The 18,259-nt window shown below is 36.5% G+C and carries 21 protein-coding genes; 7 read left to right on the top strand and 14 right to left on the bottom strand.

Annotated elements, in window-relative coordinates:
* Positions 1-10 precede the first annotated feature (10 nt).
* The 5 genes from AC5P2S_RS02115 to lpxB all read right to left on the bottom strand — a co-directional run bounded on the left by AC5P2S_RS02115 (position 11) and on the right by lpxB (position 5,850).
* Positions 11-1,558 carry a flotillin family protein gene (locus tag AC5P2S_RS02115; protein WP_283416153.1) on the bottom strand — a complete coding sequence of 516 codons (1,548 nt, stop codon included), beginning with the start codon at positions 1,556-1,558 and terminating at the stop codon, positions 11-13.
* A 12-nt stretch (positions 1,559-1,570) separates the two neighbouring features.
* Entirely contained in the window at positions 1,571-2,137 is a 567-nt protein-coding gene (locus AC5P2S_RS02110; RefSeq protein WP_494556058.1) for an NfeD family protein, read from the bottom strand.
* Between the two features lie 69 nt (positions 2,138-2,206).
* Positions 2,207-3,931, bottom strand: coding sequence for a ComEC/Rec2 family competence protein (locus AC5P2S_RS02105; RefSeq protein ID WP_494556993.1), 1,725 nt, complete (start codon positions 3,929-3,931; stop codon positions 2,207-2,209).
* 339 nt (positions 3,932-4,270) lie between these two features.
* Positions 4,271-4,744, bottom strand: coding sequence for a DUF1569 domain-containing protein (locus AC5P2S_RS02100; protein WP_494556057.1), 474 nt, complete (start codon positions 4,742-4,744; stop codon positions 4,271-4,273).
* On the bottom strand, positions 4,744-5,850 hold the full coding sequence (lpxB, locus tag AC5P2S_RS02095) for a lipid-A-disaccharide synthase (protein WP_494556056.1): 1,107 nt from the start codon (positions 5,848-5,850) through the stop codon (positions 4,744-4,746). Before lpxB ends, AC5P2S_RS02100 begins: the two co-directional genes overlap by 1 nt.
* Positions 5,851-6,105: 255 nt before the next feature.
* Here lpxB and AC5P2S_RS02090 point away from each other — a divergent pair, with 255 nt between their 5' ends.
* The 3 genes from AC5P2S_RS02090 to AC5P2S_RS02080 all read left to right on the top strand — a co-directional run bounded on the left by AC5P2S_RS02090 (position 6,106) and on the right by AC5P2S_RS02080 (position 8,596).
* Positions 6,106-6,606 (top strand): DUF2480 family protein, encoded by a 501-nt coding sequence (locus tag AC5P2S_RS02090; protein ID WP_283416087.1) that lies wholly within the window; start codon positions 6,106-6,108, stop codon positions 6,604-6,606.
* 6 nt (positions 6,607-6,612) lie between these two features.
* A complete protein-coding gene (locus tag AC5P2S_RS02085) occupies positions 6,613-7,872 on the top strand; it encodes a protein O-mannosyl-transferase family (protein ID WP_494556055.1) in 1,260 nt (419 codons plus the stop codon).
* Positions 7,873-7,945: 73 nt separating this feature from the next.
* Positions 7,946-8,596: a DUF937 domain-containing protein gene (locus AC5P2S_RS02080; RefSeq protein ID WP_283416085.1), complete on the top strand. Its 651-nt coding sequence runs from the start codon at positions 7,946-7,948 to the stop codon at positions 8,594-8,596.
* A 28-nt stretch (positions 8,597-8,624) separates the two neighbouring features.
* Here the strand turns inward: AC5P2S_RS02080 and AC5P2S_RS02075 are convergent, their stop codons facing one another.
* Positions 8,625-8,843 (bottom strand): 30S ribosomal protein THX, encoded by a 219-nt coding sequence (locus tag AC5P2S_RS02075; protein WP_346772092.1) that lies wholly within the window; start codon positions 8,841-8,843, stop codon positions 8,625-8,627.
* Positions 8,844-9,153: 310 nt separating this feature from the next.
* Here AC5P2S_RS02075 and aspS point away from each other — a divergent pair, with 310 nt between their 5' ends.
* Positions 9,154-10,908, top strand: coding sequence for an aspartate--tRNA ligase (aspS, locus tag AC5P2S_RS02070; RefSeq protein WP_494556054.1), 1,755 nt, complete (start codon positions 9,154-9,156; stop codon positions 10,906-10,908).
* 37 nt (positions 10,909-10,945) lie between these two features.
* On the opposite strand, the gene AC5P2S_RS02065 is transcribed toward aspS, so the two are convergent.
* From AC5P2S_RS02065 to AC5P2S_RS02055, 3 genes are all read right to left on the bottom strand, one after another.
* Positions 10,946-11,605 (bottom strand): cupin-like domain-containing protein, encoded by a 660-nt coding sequence (locus AC5P2S_RS02065; RefSeq protein WP_494556053.1) that lies wholly within the window; start codon positions 11,603-11,605, stop codon positions 10,946-10,948.
* Complete coding sequence (locus tag AC5P2S_RS02060) at positions 11,556-11,846, bottom strand: hypothetical protein (protein ID WP_494556052.1); 291 nt, start codon at positions 11,844-11,846, stop codon at positions 11,556-11,558. Before AC5P2S_RS02060 ends, AC5P2S_RS02065 begins: the two co-directional genes overlap by 50 nt.
* Before the next feature lie 78 nt (positions 11,847-11,924).
* Positions 11,925-12,653: an SDR family NAD(P)-dependent oxidoreductase gene (locus AC5P2S_RS02055; protein WP_494556051.1), complete on the bottom strand. Its 729-nt coding sequence runs from the start codon at positions 12,651-12,653 to the stop codon at positions 11,925-11,927.
* 144 nt (positions 12,654-12,797) lie between these two features.
* Here AC5P2S_RS02055 and aroC point away from each other — a divergent pair, with 144 nt between their 5' ends.
* The 3 genes from aroC to AC5P2S_RS02040 are packed head-to-tail and all read left to right on the top strand — an operon-like array spanning position 12,798 to position 14,994.
* The gene (gene aroC, locus AC5P2S_RS02050) at positions 12,798-13,859 is read left to right on the top strand and encodes a chorismate synthase (protein WP_283416079.1); all 1,062 of its coding nucleotides are present in this window, start codon (positions 12,798-12,800) and stop codon (positions 13,857-13,859) included.
* Positions 13,859-14,425: a thioredoxin family protein gene (locus AC5P2S_RS02045; protein WP_283416078.1), complete on the top strand. Its 567-nt coding sequence runs from the start codon at positions 13,859-13,861 to the stop codon at positions 14,423-14,425. Before aroC ends, AC5P2S_RS02045 begins: the two co-directional genes overlap by 1 nt.
* Before the next feature lie 11 nt (positions 14,426-14,436).
* The gene (locus tag AC5P2S_RS02040) at positions 14,437-14,994 is read left to right on the top strand and encodes a TlpA family protein disulfide reductase (protein WP_283416077.1); all 558 of its coding nucleotides are present in this window, start codon (positions 14,437-14,439) and stop codon (positions 14,992-14,994) included.
* Positions 14,995-15,090: 96 nt separating this feature from the next.
* Here AC5P2S_RS02040 and yajC read toward each other — a convergent pair whose 3' ends face one another.
* The 5 genes from yajC to AC5P2S_RS02015 all read right to left on the bottom strand — a co-directional run bounded on the left by yajC (position 15,091) and on the right by AC5P2S_RS02015 (position 18,186).
* A complete protein-coding gene (gene yajC / locus AC5P2S_RS02035) occupies positions 15,091-15,420 on the bottom strand; it encodes a preprotein translocase subunit YajC (RefSeq protein ID WP_283416076.1) in 330 nt (109 codons plus the stop codon).
* Positions 15,421-15,424: 4 nt separating this feature from the next.
* Positions 15,425-15,925 carry a DUF1573 domain-containing protein gene (locus tag AC5P2S_RS02030; protein WP_283416075.1) on the bottom strand — a complete coding sequence of 167 codons (501 nt, stop codon included), beginning with the start codon at positions 15,923-15,925 and terminating at the stop codon, positions 15,425-15,427.
* Positions 15,926-15,984: 59 nt separating this feature from the next.
* Complete coding sequence (locus AC5P2S_RS02025; protein WP_283416074.1) at positions 15,985-16,890, bottom strand: transcription antitermination protein NusB; 906 nt, start codon at positions 16,888-16,890, stop codon at positions 15,985-15,987.
* A 125-nt stretch (positions 16,891-17,015) separates the two neighbouring features.
* Positions 17,016-17,699, bottom strand: coding sequence for a DUF8845 family protein (locus AC5P2S_RS02020; RefSeq protein WP_494556050.1), 684 nt, complete (start codon positions 17,697-17,699; stop codon positions 17,016-17,018).
* A complete protein-coding gene (locus AC5P2S_RS02015) occupies positions 17,692-18,186 on the bottom strand; it encodes an RNA polymerase sigma factor (RefSeq protein WP_120213278.1) in 495 nt (164 codons plus the stop codon). Before AC5P2S_RS02015 ends, AC5P2S_RS02020 begins: the two co-directional genes overlap by 8 nt.
* Positions 18,187-18,259: the final 73 nt, after the last annotated feature.

The raw sequence follows: 18,259 nt of genomic DNA, 5'->3' as shown, positions 1-18,259 counted from the left end.
AATATAAAAATTAAGAATGCCCTGCGCCATCTTCCGCTTTCGGAGGTGTTTCAGTTTTCAATTCTTTCACCTCAACGACTTGCTTTCCATCTTTACCTTTAAGGTAAGCTGGTAGCTCTAATCCAGCCATATTGAACAGATCATTGAGTGGCGGAACAGTTTTCATCATTCCCGAAACGAAGTTGGCAGTTGAGGTATTGCCATCCGGATTGTTGCCGCTGTCCCAAACGGTTACTTTATCAATCTTGATATTCTTCACCGCTTCAACCTGAGTTTTAACTAACTCCGGCAATTTCTCAATCAACAATAACTGGAAGGCGCTGTTGGTATCGCCACCTGCAGCCTGAACCACTTTGTCGTAACCTTCTGCTTGTTTCGTCAGGATTTCGAATAAACCTTTTGCTTCAGCTTCCATTTTAGCAAAGATCGCATCAGCTTCACCCTTTGCCTGCAATCTGATTTTTTCAGCTTCGGCTTGCGCATCGATGATTGCTTTTTGTTTTGCAATTTCCGCAGGAACTACAATGTTAGCCTGTTGAGTGGAACGTTCTCTTTCAGCTCTGGCAGTTTCCGCTTTTTGTTCAGCCACATAGGATTCTTCCAAAGCTTTCGCTGCCTGCACTTTCTCGGCGGCTGTTGCAATTCTCAAAGCTTCTGCTTCTTTCTCTCTTCTTTCCGCATCGGAATTGGCTATTGTAATTTTTGCTTCGTTCTCCCCTTTTACCGCCAGTGAATTGGCTTGAGACGTAGCGATACGCGCATCCCTTTCAGCTTCGGCTTTACCAATGGATTCATCTTTCCCGGCTGATGCAATGCTGATCTCCCTATCTTTTTGAGTAATCGCAATCTTAACGTCTCTGTCTCTTTGCGTTTCGGCGATCTGCGTATCTTTTTCCCGGTCGGCAATTGCTTTTCCTGTTTCCCCGATTTTAGTTTGTTCTGCTACGGAAATAATCGCTTCGTTAATTGCTTTAGCTGCTGCTTCTTTTCCAAGAGCCTCGATGTAACCGGACTCGTCTCTGATATCGGTAACGTTGACGTTGATTAATTTAAGACCAATTTTCTTTAATTCCGTATCAACGTTTTTAGAAATATTGTCTAGGAATTTATCTCTGTCTGAGTTGATTTCCTCAATCGTCATCGTTGCAATGACTAAACGTAACTGACCAAACAAAATATCTTTTGACAACTCCTGAATCTGCTCCGGAGATAATCCCAATAACCTTTCTGCAGCGTTGCCCATAGAGTCCGGCTCGGTAGAAATCGCAATCGTGAATCGGCAAGGCACATCCACACGGATATTCTGTCTGGATAAGGCATTAGTTAAATTAGCTTCAATTGAAATCGGTTTCAAATCCAGATAAGCAAAATCCTGAATCACCGGCCAGACAAACGCACCACCACCGTGGATACACTTGGCAGAGCTGCCGCCGGTCTTTCCGTAGATGACCAAAATCTTGTCGGACGGACAACGCTTGTAGCGCGAAATCAGCGCCAAGAATGTTACAAATAATACGAATACTCCGACCAAAATCAGAATAAAAGTTCCATTAATCATAGTTATGAATTTTTAAATTTTTTCAACAATTAGTATTTTTTCTTCGATGCGGACAATCTTAACCATGTTTCCGGAAGGGATTTCTTCAGTTTCGGTTATCGCCAATAGTTCGTGATTGGTACCATTCAGTGACACCTGGACTTTGCCTTTACCTGATTTGTTTGCAGGAATTCTTAAGTAAACTTCCGCTGTTTTGCCAATCAGTTTATCGATATTGAAGGTATTGTCTTCTGTCAATTTCAAAATCTGTTTGATAACAATAAAAAAGATAATCACAAACAGACAACCGACAATTGCAGCGAGAATAATTAGAAATGTTTGGTTTTGAAAACTGTTATAAAAAGCCACACCTGTCCATCCAAATCCCATCAGAAAATTGATCAAATTCCGGAACGAGAATAGTTGGAATGGCCCATGAACGGCATCAAAATCACCATTAAAGTCAGCGTGCAAACCGTCGGTAAAATCGGTACCAACAATCGTAAAAATCAATTGAATAAGGAAAATGAGACTGGCAATAATAGCTACCCACCAAAAGGCCTGCTCTAAAGTACTCATCCCGATAAAGAAATCCATCATAGTTTTTGTTTTTCCTAAAAATACATATTTCTTATGAAAAAGACAAGACTTTATTTATAAAAACTATAATTACTTAAAATCATATTGTTTTCCCTGATAAACGAAAGCTCCCGAATCCGCAGGAATATAATTGATTTTAAAATCCTTAATTCGTCTTGAAGTCATATAAGGCTTGATAACAAAATCTAAAATCTTGTCTTCGTTTTTATTTGATTTCATCCAAAATGTAACTTGGTCTTTGTCTTTGACGCTCACGATTTTTTCTTTGTAAAAGCTGTGAACCAGCATTTCTTCTTTATTGTATTGATGAAAATTAAATGCAATTCTAAGTGCGAAAAATAGCATTAGACAAAACCCAAACCTCAACAGATTCTTCGGATTGAAACAATCTTTTATTACGAATTTTAAAAAGTAAATTATTAAAAGTAAAATGCTTAATTCTATCAAATTAACTGAGATATTACGGCTCATCAATGATTCAAAATCGGAAAACCAATGAATGAGTTTTAGAACATAGTCAACGAAACCATCAAAAATAGAATACAAATACGGAATATTATTGAATCCAAAAGCAATCAAAATCACCATCAATAAAGAAGAAACAATGATAATCTCGGACAAGGGAATAATCAAAAGATTCGCAACAATTGATATAAAAGAAAACTGATGAAAATAATAAATTGCTAAGGGTAAGGTTGCAATCTGCGCCGCAAAAGTCATTGCTGAGATTTCGTAAAAGAATTTTTCCGCTTTGAATCTTGGTTTTCTGAACAGTTTTTTAATGGGATTCGTCAACCACCAAATGCCCAAAACCGCTCCATAACTCAATTGAAATCCGACATCAAATAATTGATTTGAATCGATAATCAAAAGAATAAAAGCCGATAACGCCAAAGAATGCAGCAAGTCGGATTTTCTCTGTAACAAAACCATAATATAATAACACGTAATCATCAGACAGCTCCGCATCACAGAGCTCCCGTAATCGATAAAAATGGCGAATTTCCAAATCAGGAGAATACTCAGAACGATTGAAACTTTTCTAAATTTTACTGGGAGAATTTGATTAAAAAACAAAAGTGTGAGCCAGAAGATAATCACCATGTGCGAACCTGAAATCGCCAAGAGATGCACCAAACCGGTTTGATTAAAATCCTTAACGGTCTCAGCATCCATTTCCGTTCGGTCCGCGAGAATAATGCCTTTCAAAAACTCCTGGATCTTCGGAGATAGAGACGAATGATTGATTTGATTCAGAATATCCAATCGCTTTTGTTTGATTTTATCTTCAAAATCAATCGAGTGTTTTTTGGTTTTCACAATGTCATTTGGAAGATAAGCCTGGAAATAAACACCTTGTCTTGCTAGATATTTTTTATAATCAAACTGAAAATCGTTCCTGACCTCTTCCGGTGTGTGGATGTAAACTTCAGCTTTATAATAATGTTCAAAATCTAACGCTTCAACATCTTTCGGAATGCTGATAACTGTTTTGAAAGGGAAACTCTCTTTTTGTTTTAAATCCGAAACGTCAAGAATATCAACATAATATTTCCTGTTCTTTTCATTGGAATTGAGCTTCTTATCCACTTGAAAAACAATAGTTTCTTTTTCTTTTAAAGTTGGAAACTTGGGTTGTTGAGAATTCTGAAAATGAACAAATATCCCAATCGAGAAAAAGAAAAATCCTAAACAATAATATTTGATGCGTTGAAAAAAATGATTTTTGATTAATAAGGAAATTAGTGAAACTGCCGAGATTATTAGAAATGAAAAGACGATCACCTGGCACATAATCAGGTGTTCTTGAAATAGAATCCCGAAAATGAAACATAGCAGCAATATAAGTAATGGCTGTTTTTTCATTGAAGTTCATTTGTGTTTTTAATTTGTTTTATGAAAGGCTTTGACTCCGATCAGCCTGACATTTTGACATTCTACAAGTTCAATATAACAGCGGTTATTATTAGAGCTGTCACACTGAGCGTAGTCAGAAGTATCTGATGATAAAGATAATAAATAAAAAAGAAAGTTTGTCATTCCGGAGGAATCTCTGTAAGAATCGATAAAATGTTTAGATTCCTCCGGAATGACAAAAATGCTACAAAGCCTTTTGAATGAGCTTCGGAGTATCTATACCTTTATCATTTCTATGCCTTCAAAAATATCATCAATAATTTTAAGATGATGCTTCGTATGAAGACCTAAAAATTTGAGTGTTGTTTTTTTATCGAGGTCACCGAGAAAAGGATGCGTGATGAATGCTTTCTCAGGTAGATTTTTTACGGCTTCCAGTCTTTCTTTCGCCAGATTCAAAAGCTTTTCGATACTTTCTTTAGTTGGTGTTTCCAGTGGAACAAATTGTTTTGGAGACTTGATTTTCCCTCTCGGAATCAACCCAAAATTGAGAAACACAAACTTTTTGATGCTGAATTTCGGATTATAATTTTCCGGATTGGTCATTGTCAATCCTTTCAGACTTCCATTGATGATTAAAAGGGAATGTTCCAAATGCCAGCCGACAGAGGCTTTGGAAACTGATGGGTTTTCCTTATTAATTTCAGGAAGCAATGATTCTATTTTTTGTAATAATTTTTCTAATGTCATTATTTCAGATTTACAATAAGTTCTGCTGCGTTCTGACTGGCGCCACTTCCTCCTAATTTTGTTCTCAAAACTTCGTAATTATTCAGAACTTCGTCTCTTTTATTAGTATTGAGGATTTTATTAAGTTCATCAACGAGGTTTTTAGTATTCAGTTCGTTTTGAATGAGTTCGGTCACTACTTCTTTGTCCATAATCAAGTTGACCAAAGAAATATACTTAATATTTTTCACCAGTCTTTTCCCGATTTCGTAGGAAATTCGGCTTCCTTTGTAGCAAACAACTTCCGGGATATTGAGCAAAGCGGTTTCCAGAGTTGCTGTTCCGGAAGTTACCAAAGCAGCTTTGGAACATCTCAGCAAATCGTAAGTTCTGTTGGAAACGAAATGGACATCGTCATCTACAAATTGTTCATAAAAATCTTTGTCAAGACTTGGTGCACCGGCAATCACAAACTGGTAATCCGGGAAATCATTTCTCACAGACAACATGGTTTGCAGCATTTTTGAAACTTCTTGTTTTCTGGAGCCGGGCAACAATGCAATGATATCTTTATCGTTAAGCCGGTTTTCTTTTTTGAATTCCTGAATGTCAATGGGTGGCAAACCTTCTATTGCATCCAATAATGGATGTCCGACAAAATGCGCTTCAACCTGATGTTTTTTATAAAAATCCTTTTCGAACGGAAGAATCACCAGCATCTCATCGACATATTTTTTGATGGTTTCAACTCTACCTTCTTTCCAAGCCCAAAGCTGAGGAGAAATATAATATACAACTTTAATTCCCAATTCTTTAGCAAATTTCGCAATCCTCAAATTAAATCCCGGATAATCCACTAAAATCAAAACATCAGGTTTATTTTCCAGGATATCTTTTTTACAGAATTTGATATTGTTGAGAATGGTTCTCAGATTCTGAACCACTTCCAGGAAACCCATAAAAGCCAGATCGCGATAGTGTTTGACCAAAGTTCCTCCTTGTTTCTGCATCAAGTCGCCGCCCCAAAACCGGAATTCGGCATTTTGGTCTTTCTGTCTGATGGCTTTCATTAGGTTGGAAGCGTGCAAATCGCCGGAAGCTTCACCTGCTATTATATAATATCTCAAGGTTTATGGATTTTAGATTTTGATAGTCTGCCCGATAGATAAATCTAAAGAAGTTTTCCGTTCAAAATAATTAACTTTGAGCAAAATTAAAGTTTTTTGAGCGATTAGGATTGTGAAAGTTCTGATATGGGGAAATTTGTTTTACACACCAATCCCTAGCCCCGATAGTAGCGGCATCCTTTTTCTTTTTTGCTAAAAAAGAAAAAGATATAGCGGATAGCGGGATTAAGCTCCTAAAGAATATAAAATTACAAAATGGAAGAAATCGTAAATAAAGTTGCAGGAAGCGGATTGGTGAATTTTGATATTTCCGACCTGGTTCCGAAAGGGAAACGTTTGGGAATTGACATCAAGGATTTTCTTTGGGAGGGACAGATTTTGAGAGAAAAAGATTTCCGTGAAAAAATCAAAAACATTGATGAAGAAATCTATAGAGACGCTTATGTTTACATCTATTGTTCTGAAGATGTGATCATTCCACTTTGGGCATATTTTCTCATTACTTCAAAAATTACGGATGCTGCGAAGAAAATTGTTTTCGGAAACCGGGAAGATTTGGAAGTTTTGCTAATGCACAACGCCATCCAGACCTATGATTTTTCTGAACTGAAAGACAAGCGTGTCCTGGTGAAAGGCTGTAGCGATGAACTGATTCCGAACAACGCTTATGTGGAATTGGTGGAACAGCTCAAACCACTTGTTAAATCTCTGATGTTTGGGGAAGCATGCAGCAATGTTCCGATTTTTAAAAACTAATCCTTAATGAATAAAAAAACGATAACCTTTCTCATTTTTCTTGTCTTTTTAGTTATCTATTATGCCGGTAGTTTTTCCAAAATTTCTTTTGGGGATTGCATCGGTTTTGTTCTGGATGTAGAAAAAAGGGAATTTTTGCTTGATTTTATGCCGCTTACTCATTTTCTTTATATGAACACGGCAATCTTTTTTTCAAAATACCTGGCAATGGACAGTGTGCTGGTAATGCGTTTGATGTCTGTTGTTCCCGCTGCAATAACCGTAAGCCTGGTTTTTGTTTTGATTAAGGAATTTGTTGAAGAAAACTGGATAGCCCTGATGTCAACATCCGTTTTTGGGTTTTGTTTTACTTTTTGGCGAAGTGCGGAAACTATAGAAGTTTATACGTTTAATGCCTTTTGGATCATTCTTTTTTTAATATATTCTGTCAAGTCATTGAAGAACCGATCTAAAAACTATCTTATTATAGCCGGCTTTGTATTGGGCTTAAGTCTTTGGGTTCATATTCAGAATATTATGTTGATCCCTGCCTACATGGTTTTGCTTTATTTGTTAAAGTCTGATCACAAAAAAGTAATAATCTCTTTCATTGTTTTTCTTGTTCCTCTTTTCTTTATGTTTTGGGTCAACTATCTGCAGGGAATTGACATAAAATATGCTTTCTTCTCCAAAAAAGGACCTTGGGTAGAAGATACATTTAATCAAGGTATTAAAGATCTGTTAAAAGACATTGCAAAAGCTTTTGCTTTTTTAATTTATAATTTTAACGTGTTCATTTTGTTCAGCTTTGCGGGAATTATTTATCTGTATAAAAACTTCAAAACCGAATCTTTCTTTCTTTTTACAGCTTGTCTTTTCACGCTGGGTTTTGCAACTTTCTATGCGGTTTCTGACAATTATGTTTTTTTTATTCCTTTTTATATAATTTTTACGGCATTTATTGCTTTAGGAATCAAGAAACTTAGTTCCAAATATGCTTTGAAAAGACTAATGCTTACTCCATTACTGATTCCTTTATTTTATATTTTCAGTCTTTATATAGTCTCATTAACACCACAGGGGAAAAAATTTCATCAAGAAAAATTATATAAAGACGGGCTCTGCTATTATATGCTTCCTTGGCTTAATAACAACATTGGCTGCATCGAGTTTACGTTGAACAACGGGCAGACAAGAGATAATGTCATTGCTTTGAAGCTGGCATCCAAAGAGTTTATAGAGCTCAGAAAAAAGTATCAGACCATAGAGGAAATCCGCGATCTATAAAAAATACAATTTTTGTTTTTTTATTGAGATAAATTTATCATCTTTGGATTTACACATTTTAAAAACATAAATTATGAGTCTATTAGACCTTATCACTGGAAGCGCCGGTAATCAAGTCGCTGAACAGGCTGAAAACAAATTCGGGATCAGCAAAAATCAAATCATTGCCTTATTGGTTGTAGCTGCACCTTTGGTGATCAGTTACCTTAAGAAAAAATCGGAAAATGCAGAAGAAGCAGACAAACTGAATGCTGCTCTCGACAGAGACCATGACGGAAGTATCCTCAACAATCCTGCTCAGGCACTTGACAGAGAACAAGAAGGCGATTCTATTTTAAGTCATATCTTTGGAGGAGAAAAAGCCAACGTAGAAAATCAATTATCACAAAATACAGGGATTTCTATGGACAAAATCGGGCCGGTTTTGGCAACTTTAGCTCCTGTAATTATGGGTTATATCGGTCAGCAAAAGCAGGCAAACAATGTAACTTCCGGTGGAGGCTTAGGAGATTTGCTAGGCGGAATACTTGGAAGTTCTTCCCAGCAAGCGCAGGCATCGGACAATCCTTTAAGTAACATCCTCGGAAGCGTTCTTGGTGGCGCTCAACAATCTTCTAGTGGTGGTTTGGGCGATATTTTGGGAAGTGTTCTTGGTGGCGGAAATCAACAACAATCTCAACAAGGTGGACTTGGCGGATTGTTGGGAAGCATTTTTGGAAAATAAATTCCTTATAAAAAAATGAAGCCGAAGATTATTCTTCGGCTTTTTTTGTTCGTTTTGCTTTTGGTTTTTCTTCAGTTTCTTCAGCTTTTTCTGCTTTCGGTTTTACTGCTTTTGGTTTTGGTTCGGCCTTTACTTTTGCTGGTTTTTCAGCAACTACTACAGATTTGGAAGATTTTTTCGGTCTCGTTTTTCCATAACTTCCGCGTACTCTTTTTCCTTTGGTGGATTTTTGGTCACCTTTTCCCATAATAATTAAGTATTTGATTATTACGAATTTATGAATTAATTTTTAATTAACCAATACTTAGGCGTATCCCTCGCCAGCGCATGTCCCTCAGCCCGGGTCGGGCTATCCGTTCCTATCTTTTCCTGTTCAGAGAACAGAAAAAGGATATCCACTACTATCCCTTACGCGCTGTGCCAAGATTCAACCTCTGACATCAAAAAACCTTTAAACATCAATCAAAATTATTTCTCGCAAAACCTTATCTTTGCACTCGGAAATTAGCCTACTAAAAGTCTAATATCTAAAGTCTAACAACTAACATCTAAAAAAAATGTTCCGTACACACACAAACGGCGAACTGACGCTGGCAAATCTGAATGAAAAAGTAACACTTTCCGGTTGGGTACAAACCATCCGTGACAAAGGTTTTATGATTTGGGTCGATTTGCGGGATCGTTACGGCATTACACAATTGGTTTTAGACGAGGAAAGAAGCTCAAAAGAATTGTTGGAATCGGCTAAGAAATTAGGCCGCGAATTTGTGATCCAAGTAGAAGGAACTGTTATAGAACGTGCTTCAAAAAATCCGAAAATCCCAACCGGCGATATCGAAATTTTGGTTTCCGATTTAAAAATATTAAATGCTTCTGAACTTCCGCCATTCACTATCGAAGACGAAACTGATGGTGGAGAAGAGTTGAGAATGAAATACAGATATCTGGATATCAGAAGAAATCCTGTGAAAGACAAACTGATTTTCCGTCACAAAATGGCGCAGAAAGTGAGAAATTATCTTTCTGATAACGGCTTCATCGAAGTTGAAACACCTGTTTTGATTAAGTCAACTCCAGAAGGTGCGAGAGATTTCGTAGTTCCAAGTAGAATGAATCCCGGACAGTTTTATGCGCTTCCTCAATCACCACAAACTTTCAAACAATTGTTGATGGTTGGCGGAATGGACAGATATTTCCAAATCGTGAAATGTTTCCGTGACGAGGATTTGCGTGCCGACAGACAGCCGGAATTCACTCAAATCGATTGCGAAATGGCGTTCGTAGAGCAAGAAGACATTATGAATGTTTTCGAAGGCATGACCAAAACTTTATTGAAAGACATCACAGGAAAAGATTTCGACAATTTCCCAAGAATGACATTTGCTGATGCGATGCAGAAATATGGTAACGACAAACCGGACATCCGTTTCGGATTGGAATTCGTGGAACTGAATGAGTTGGTAAAAGGAAAAGATTTCAAAATATTCGATGATTCGGAATTGATTGTTGGGATTAATGTTGAAGGCATTGCGGATTACACCAGAAAACAAATCGATGAATTGATTGATTGGGTAAAACGCCCGCAAATCGGAGCAACCGGAATGGTTTGGATCAAATTCCAGAACGACGGTGTTATAACTTCATCCGTTAACAAATTCTATTCTGAAGAAGACTTAAAGAAAATCGCTGAGAAATTTGGAGCAAAAGCCGGAGATTTGATGTTCTTAATGAGTGGAAATGCTGATAAAGTAAGAACTCAACTTTCAGCTTTGAGAATGGAATTAGGAAATCGTCTTGGACTCAGAAAAGGGAACGAATTTGCACCACTTTGGGTTGTAGATTTCCCATTACTGGAATTTGATGAAGAAAGCGGAAGATACCACGCAATGCATCACCCATTCACCTCTCCGAAAACCGAAGACTTTGGTTTATTGGAAACTGACCCAGGAAAAGCCAGAGCCAACGCATATGATTTAGTTTTAAACGGAAACGAAATCGGTGGTGGTTCTATCAGAATTTTTGATAAAGATTTACAGTCAAGAATGTTTGATTTGTTAGGATTCTCAAAAGAAGAAGCAGAAGCACAATTCGGATTCTTGATGAATGCTTTCAAATATGGAGCGCCGCCTCACGGAGGTTTAGCTTTCGGATTTGACCGTTTGGTAGCTATTTTAGACGGAAACGAAGTCATCAGAGACTACATTGCTTTCCCGAAAAACAATTCAGGAAGAGATGTAATGATTGATGCGCCAGCACCAATTCATCAGGAACAACTTACCGAGTTGGAGCTTAAATTGGATTTAAAATCATAAATTAGAAGCGAGGAAAATTTTTCTCGCTTTTTTATTATCAAAAATGTACCGGGATATCCGGAATATCATCCAAAATGTGTTTTCCTTCGATTTTATCGATTGCTTTTTGAGCTCTTTTTTTTGCGACAGAAACTTTATAATCGAACCATTTTTCCTTGAATAGCTCTCTCATCAGGTTATCGAAATGTCTCGTAAATACCAGATTTCTAAATCCTCGCCACTTTTCAATCAATTTTGATGGCAAAGCTCTTACTGAAATAGAATAACCTTCCGTTTCATATTGGATAAAATGCCACCAGCCAGAAGGCATGTAAAGCGTTTGTCCCGGTTTTAGAACTGCTTCATAGCCTTTAAGATATTTCAATCCTGGAAATTCTTCTTGGGTTGAAGTTTTAAGATTGGCAATGCTATGAAAATTGTAAGGCAACTTGTAAAGTAAATCAGATTGGTTGAGTGGAAATAACCAAACTCTTTTAATTCCCTGATATTGTGTCAGAAAAACGTGTGACATATCGATATCAACGTGATTTCTGGTATTGGAACCTTCGCCTCCGAAAAACATAAATGGAAGCCAATGAAGAACTTTACCTTTCGTGATATCTTTATACTGAATATCCTTTTTAAGTTCAGGTTTTATGGTGAGCAGATTAAAAAGAAACAATCGATATTCTGGTGATGAGATCGAGATATTCTGCAAAAGTCATTTTTGCAATCGGTTTGCTGGCTGCTCTGTTGAGAGAATGGATTTCTCCACCATAAACATCCACTTCTTTTTCCCCGGCAATTTCCTTGAAATAATCATAATTCCATTTTTGGAATGCAACACTCTCTGAATCAACAAAATCTTCTAAAATAATCGGAATATTCTGTTTCATATATTGAGAAACAAACTGGTCCGGAGTAAGATTACTGACTTTATCTAATGATTTCAGTTCCATCAAAAATTATTTTATAGGACAAAACTATAAAATAATTTTTAATTCATACTAAAAAAGTATGAATTAAATTTTCATATCTTAAGGCAATTTCGCCACCAGAAACTCCGGAGATAATTTTAGAATCCAATAGATGATTTTCCATTTCCAGTTGGGAACAATTTCAAATGAGTTTCCGGCATTAATAATAAATTTAGCAACATAATCAGGTTCCATTATTAGTTTTTTGCTAAGCTCTAATCCAGCATTGATTTTGGTATTGATATAACCGATAACCAAAACATTTACAACAATTTCTCTTGAAGCTAATTCTTGTCGAAGTCCGGCCAAATATTGTGTAAAAGCAGATTTTGTACTTCCATAAACGAAATTACTTTTTCGCCCACGAACGCCTGACAACGATGACAACCCGATAATCCTTTCCAGATTTTTGTTCGAATTATCCATCGCAATGATATTAAGAATAGAAACTGCGCCGATGTAATTAGTTTTCATCATTTCGAAAGTGCCTACGAAATTTTTTAAAGCTTCCTGATTTTCCACTAGGAATCCTGCGGCGTAAACAACGATATTGGGTTTTACAGATAATCCATCATAGAAATCCTGATGCGAAGAAAAATCTGTGGCATCGAAGTATTTAATTTCGATTTTAGATTTATCCAGATGATGTTCATCAGCAAATTTTTCCAGAGATTTTAGATTTCTGGAAGCGGCAACTACAGAATAGCCTTTATTGATGTAAAGTTTGATGGCTTGTTTTGCAACATCCGAATTAGCGCCGAGAATCAGAACAGTTTTACTAGAATTCATTTTGCAAAGATAGATTTTCAGATAATAGACTGATGGATAATAGACTGTCAATTTATTTAAAAATAAGTTTTTAATCAGTAAATTTGTAACGTTAGACGCAGATTAAAATCTATCATCTATTCGTCTATTATCTAACTTCTGTTTATGTTTAATGTTTTAGGAAACTTTTTGACGCTTTCTTCCTTTGGCGAAAGTCACGGAGAAGCTTATGGCGGAATTATTACCAATTTTCCCGCTGGTCTGGAAATCGATATTGAGAAAGTTCAACAAGAACTGGATCGCAGAAAACCAGGACAATCTGCTATTGTTACACAAAGAAAAGAGGGCGATAAAGTTCGTTTTCTGTCAGGGATTTTTGATGGAAAAACGACCGGAACGCCAATCGGCTTCATTGTTGAGAATGAAAACCAGCGTTCCAAAGATTACGATCACATCGCACAGGCTTATCGCCCTAGTCACGCCGATTATACTTACGACCAAAAATTCGGAATCCGGGATTATCGCGGCGGCGGAAAATCGTCTGCCCGTGAAACTTTGAATTGGGTCGTTGCCGGAGCTTTAGCCAAACAACTTCTCCCGGAAATTGAAATTAATGCGTATGTTTCTTCGGTCGGTGAGATCTTCTGTGAGAAACCCTATCAGGCTTTGGATTTTTCTAAAACCGAAAGTAATATTGTTCGTTGTCCGGATGAGGAAACCGCTGAAAAGATGATTGAAAAAATCAAGGAAATCAAAAAAGAAGGCAACACGATTGGCGGAACGGTAACTTGTGTTATCAAAAATGCTCCGACTGGTTTGGGTGAACCAATTTTCAACAAACTACACGCCGAATTGGGAAAAGCAATGCTGAACATCAATGCCTGCAAAGGTTTTGAATACGGAAGCGGTTTTTGTGGTGCAAAAATGACAGGAAAGGAACACAATGACCTTTTCAACCAAGACGGAACAACTCAATCCAATCTTTCCGGAGGAATCCAAGGTGGAATCTCTAACGGAATGGACATTTATTTCCGCGCAGCATTCAAACCGGTGGCAACGATTCTCCGCCCGCAGGAAAGCATCAATAAAGATGGCGAAACCGTAACCATTGAAGGCAAAGGAAGACACGACCCTTGTGTAGTTCCAAGAGCTGTTCCTATTGTAGAAAGTTTAGCCGCTTTTGTTTTAGCAGATATGTATTTAATTAATAAAACCAGAAAAATATAATGAACATCAAACAATATTGGGACAATGCTGTTTCTTACACAGAATATCTTCGTGATGCCGGAGAGAGATTAGGCAATCCAAAAGACACACAAGAAGCTGATTATGCAGAATATTACAGATTAGGTATCCAAAGAATGAACAGAATGTGGGAGAAATACCTTCCGAATTCTGAACAGGTTGAAAAGTTTGCACAAAAAAACTTTCGGGGAAAAATCCTGATTATTTCTGAATCCTGGTGTGGTGATGCAAGCCAGGTGATTCCTGTTGTGGTAAAGTTTTTTGAGCAATTCGAAGTCAGGATAACTTACCGTGACCAGGAACCAAGTTTGATTGATAATTACTTGACCAATGGTGGCAAATCGATTCCGATTGTTATTTTCCTGGATGAAGATTTTAATGAAATCGCCCATTGGGGACCGAGACCAAAACACGGGACTGAGCTTTTGAACAAACATAAAGCGAATCCGGAAGAATTCACGAAAGACCAGTTCTATGTGGAATTGCAGACTTATTATGCTAAAAACAGAGGCTTCGATACGATTGAGGAACTTTTGGAATTACTTTAAATTTAATCCGGATGAAATTTCTGAAGAAAAATCTGATTTATATAATCATCATCTTTATTTTGTCAGCATTTGCCTTGATAAAACCGCTTCGTGATTTTGTGTCGGAACAGATCGCGATGAGCCCAACTGTAGCGAAAATCAATAATGAAACGATGCTTTCTGAAGATGTTTTGAATATTGATCTGAAAGGAATTAACACAAGCAGTACCAATCTGAAAAGCTTAAGAGGAAAGGTGCTTTTCCTGAATTTTTGGGGAACCTGGTGTCCGCCTTGCAGAACGGAATGGCCGACGATTGAGAAGCTCTATCAATTGAAAAAAGATAAGCTTGAATTTGCCCTGATTGCCATGCAAGATCAAGAGGAAGATGTGAAAAAATTTTTAAAAGAAAATAATTATACAGTGCCTGTTTACATAGCGGAAAGTCCTTTGGATCCGAAGATTTTACCTGTTGCTTTTCCTACAACTTATCTGATTGGAAAAGATGGGAGAATCCTGAAAAAAGAAGATAGTTCTATGGATTGGAGCAAGGATTCGGTATTGGAGTTTATTGATCAAGTGACGAAATGATGATTTGTTAATTTTTGAAAACCGTTGATTTGATGATAAAATAATCGCCCGAAATCTTCGATTTCGGGCAATTAATATTTAGATAATAATTATATATTATTTCTTTTTATCTACTCCAAAAGTTTCCGGGAATCTGGCCATTGTAAAATCTCTGGAGATTGCCGCTTTTTCGAATTTTAGTTTTCCGCTTAAAGTTTCTAAAACCACACCGTCTTCATTAACCGAAAAGATCGTTCCATGCATTCCGGAAGTAGTAACTACTTTTGCGCCCGGCTTCAATGCTTCCTGGAAAGATTTCTCCTGTTTCTGTTTTCTCATCTGCGGGCGGATCATCAGAAAATAAAATCCGACGAACATCAATCCGATCATCAAAAGTGTTGGTGTCATAGACTGCGCCGGGGCTGCCTGTAAAAATATTGTTAGCATAATCTTATGGTAAAATGTTAGCTGAGAATGTTAAACGAACCGGTGCTTTTTCTACATTCAGGAAAACATCAGCTATTTTATTAACTGATCCGTCGAAGTTTGTAGAATCGAAGTGTAAAGTGATTTTACCTTTTTTCCCTGGTAAGATCGGCTCTTTTGTATAATCTGGAACTGTGCATCCGCAACCTGGTTTAACATTAGAGATAATCAACGGATTAGTTCCTGTGTTGGTTACTTCGTAAACATGCTCTACTTTTTCGCCTTTTTTGATGTCGCCAAAGTTGTGGTCAGTTTCGCTGAAAGCGATCGTTGTCAATGGCTTGCTTTGGGCTTCTTTCAACATCTCAGATTCTTCCGGCGTTTCATGTTGGGAAAGTGCGTCAACCACAGTTTTTGCCTGGGCAGAATCTAAGTTTTCTGCAGAAGAAGCTGTTTCTTCTTTTTTGTTACAAGAAAAAGCCAATGTGCAAAGTGCAGCTACTGCTAATATTTTGATTGATTTCATATGTAATAATATTTTTAGTTATCTTATATTATCGCTTTTGTGATTTCTAATATATTGGGCTATATCCGATTAATATCTTTTGTGTATTTGTCTAGAATCCCATTGATAAAAACATTGGACTTGTCTGTTCCGTACACTTTGGAAACATCAATATACTCATTAATGATAATTCTTGAAGCTGTCAATGGGAAACTGTCCAATTCCGTAATTGCCGCAACCAGAATAATTCTGTCAATTAAAGAAATCCTTTCCAGATCCCAGTTTAATAGTTTCGACTCCAATTTTTTTTCGGTTTCGTCCCAGTTATTAAGCGCCTGTCTCACTAGTTTTCTTGCAAAATCTTCATCTTCATCATCTTTCAGCATTTTGATTAATGTGTGAGAAGCTTCTGATTCCTTCATAAAACCAATCGTTTTCTGAATCATTGAATTGGCAATATGGAAATCATCCGCCCAAGACATCTCTTTCTCTTCAAATCTGTCATGCAGATCTGTATTTTCCGCAACATATCTCAGGAACAACTTACCAATGAATTTTTGGTCATCTTCGAAAGAAATTTCGCTATCAGCCATATAATCCTGATAACGTTTTCCAGCTTTGATTCTTTGAAAAGTTTTTACCAAAATTTCATCATTCGGATCCCAGATCAGTTCTTTGTGTTTCTCGGAGAAACTTCTTCTTTCTTCGTTATCTTCTAACTGAATTAAGATTTGATTTCGAACAAATTTTTGATTAGGATTTTCATCTTCATTCGTTTTGAGGAATTTGTTTTTCCCGATTTCGATCTGATCTTCTGCTAAACGCTTCAGACCTACCAGAAAATTAAGTTCGTAAATGTAAAGATGATAGATTTTGTTGATTTCTGAGAACATATTTTTCTCCAGAACATCATACTTGATGGGGTTTTGATAATAAGAATAGAGCGTTTCTACAACTTTTTCGCGGATTTGTCTTCTTCCCAGCATTTTCAAAGAACTTTTAATGGGTGCAAAGATAGGGAAAAATGTCGCAACGTCATAATTGAAAACTAATTATACTTGAAACAATCTGATAGATCAAACTGCGCGAGCCATACATCGAGGTATTTTAATTAATAGTCTTTTTGAGAATCTATGGTTTCTAACTGCTTCAAATTCTTAGAAAGTCGCTTCAATATAATTCCGTAGGCAATTTTGTAATAAAGCAAGATGAGAACAATACACACCAAAAGACTGAATATCACACCTGTTATTAATCCCCAGAATGTTGGATTATCAATCTGAATATTTTGCTTTTTAATGGTGAAGATAATAAAAGCTGTAAAGCTTCCAATAAATAAAAACAGCAACAATATATTACTGAAAATAAACAAATTAACTGTTTTTTTAAATTTGATAATGTGAATAATGAATTTTTTGAGATTCGATTCTACATTGATTTTTTTATAATTAGAATAAAAAATAACAACAAAGACACCTGTTATCACAAGACTGGCAATCTTCATTACATTATAAATTTTGTCCAAAGAAAACTCCACCTCATTTTGATTTCTGATTTGCAGTTTATTAAGAATATTGGTAAAATCTGTATGGAAGCTATTCGAGAACAAGGCTATAAAATTGATGATTCCGAAAATTACAAATTCTGTAACACTGATCCACAGAATGTATTTTACATAATTTCTGGATTTTTTATTCAGCATCACTTCGATTTCCTCCTGATTATAATCATCAGAAATCACCTGGTCTTGCCAAGATTTTTTCAGAGAATCTATATCAAAGTCTTGATTAGGCATGCTTTATCATTAGTTCTTTTAATGTTTTTTTTAATCGGTTCATTTTCACCCTTGCATTCACTTCTGTGATACCAAGCGTTTCCGCAATTTCTTTATAAGGTTCATCATCCAGATACATCATTACAATAGCCCGCTCAACATCTGGCAGCATTTTGATCACTTTATATAACAAAGAGATTTGCTGTTGCTTTTCGTCCGAATCTTCTAAATAGTTTTTGCTGTGAAAATCCTGCAATTCATCTGTCTGTGGTTGTTTTGTTTTTTTTCTGAACAAAGTGATAGCAGTATTCAGCGCCACACGATACATCCAAGTGGATATCTTCGAATTGCCCTGGAATGAGTCGTAAGATTTCCAGAGTTGTAACACAATCTCCTGAAAAAGATCCTCCTGATCTTCCAAAGAATGGGTATAAAGACGCGAGACTTTTATGATAAGTCCCTGATTATCTTTAATTAACTTAGAAAATTCTTTCTGTTTGTTTTCCATTCCGGAAACGAAGATAAGAATTTATTCGTTTGGGAGATATTTATTGAGATTTAAATTATTTTGTTAAACAAAT

It is taken from the genome of Epilithonimonas sp. 33E (genome assembly GCF_059372615.1).
The sequence above is the reverse complement of the archived record's forward strand: the minus strand, read 5'-3'. Positions and strand labels throughout refer to the sequence as shown.